Source organism: Kribbella sp. NPDC026596, from assembly GCF_040638415.1.
Classification (GTDB): domain Bacteria; phylum Actinomycetota; class Actinomycetes; order Propionibacteriales; family Kribbellaceae; genus Kribbella.
In genome coordinates, this window is record NZ_JBEZYF010000161.1 from 1 (window position 1) to 1592 (window position 1592).

1 protein-coding gene is annotated in these 1592 nt (G+C 64.4%); it reads left to right on the forward strand.

All coding sequences use genetic code 11. The features are described from left to right. Nucleotides 1-303: 303 nt before the first annotated feature. Nucleotides 304-1542 carry an IS110 family transposase gene (locus AB0E63_RS46450; protein WP_360381339.1) on the forward strand — a complete coding sequence of 413 codons (1239 nt, stop codon included), beginning with the start codon at nt 304-306 and terminating at the stop codon, nt 1540-1542. Nucleotides 1543-1592 lie beyond the last annotated feature (50 nt).

The window sequence follows — 1592 nt, forward strand, 5'->3', positions numbered from 1 at the left end:
CAGTTGAGCAGGCCGGCGCCACCTTCGGGGCGCACCGTGGTCCGCGAAGATTCGGGGTCGCTGGGTGGTTGTGGGCCGCTGGTCTCAGCTGGATGCTGATGGTGCCCGTCGTGGTCGACCCCGGTCACCCTCTGGTGTCTGTGAGCCTGTAGTTGAGCATGGTGGCGGAGGACGTCCACGGGAACCGTGGATTGGTGCCTTGAGCCCGAGCGTCAGACTTCCATCTTTTTCCCAGTCCTCCCTGCGACGGACGCGTTCGAGGTCCGATTCGATGGTGGGAAATGGCGGGAAGGAGCAACGGGGATGGAAGTGATACGTGCCCGGTGTGCTGGGCTGGACGTCTCGAAGAAGGACGCCAAGGTGTGTGTACGGGTGGCCGGGGTGGGGCGCCGCAAGGCGGTCGAGACGGTCACGACTTGGTCATCGATGACGTCGCAGATCTTGGCGCTGCGTGAGCACCTGGCCGCCGAACAGGTCACGTGCGTGGTGATGGAAGCAACCGGCGACTACTGGAAGCCGTTCTACTACCTGCTTGAGGATCTGCCCGGGGTCGAGGTGGTCTTGGTCAATGCCCGGCACGTGAAGAACCTGCCCGGCCGCAAGACCGACGTCGCCGATGCCACGTGGCTGGCTCAGCTTGGTGCGCATGGTCTGGTGCGGGGCTCGTTCGTGCCGCCCGAGCCGATCCGGCAGTTACGTGATCTGACCCGGACTCGTACCGCGATCACCCGTGAACGCTCCCGGGAGATCCAGCGACTGGAGAAGTTGCTGGAGGACGCCGGCATCAAGCTGTCCTCGGTCGCCACCGACATTGTCGGTGTTTCAGGGCGAGCAATGATCGAGGCTCTGATCGCTGGTGACCGTGACGCGGGCCGGATGGCTGATCTGGCCCAGCGCCGCATGCGGGTCAAGATCCCGCAGCTCACCGAAGCGTTGGTCGGCCGGTTCAACGAGCACCATGCGTTCCTGACCCGGGTCCACCTCGACCTCATCGATCAGCACACCGTGGTCATCAGCCAGTTGACCGAACGGATCGAGGCGATGATGGAGCCCTTTCGTGGCTTCCACGACCTGATCTGCACGATCCCGGGGATCAGCACCCTGACCGCCGACGTCGTCGTGGCTGAAACAGGCGCGGACATGAGCCGCTTCCCAACCGCCAAGGACCTCGCCTCATGGGCCGGCACGACCCCGGGGAACAACGAGTCAGCAGGCCGGGTGAAGTCCAGCCGGACCCGTCCAGGCAACCCCTACCTTCAAGGAGCCCTTGGGGCGTCAGCGATGTCGATCGCACGAACGCCTGGCACCTACCTCAACGCGAAGTACAGGCGGATCGCAACCCGCCGCGGACCACAGAAGGCCAACGTCGCCATCCAACACTCGATCCTCGTCGCGATCTGGCACATGGGAGTCACCGGAACCATCTACGACGATCCCGGAGCCGACTACTACACCCGGCTACGCCCGGAGCGAGCCCGACAGCGCGCCATCCACCAACTCGAAGCCATGGGCTATCGCGTCACCCTCAACGAAGCCTCGTAGCGCTCACCACGACAGCCTCCCCGTGGATGAATCTTCGCGTCAGGGTGTAG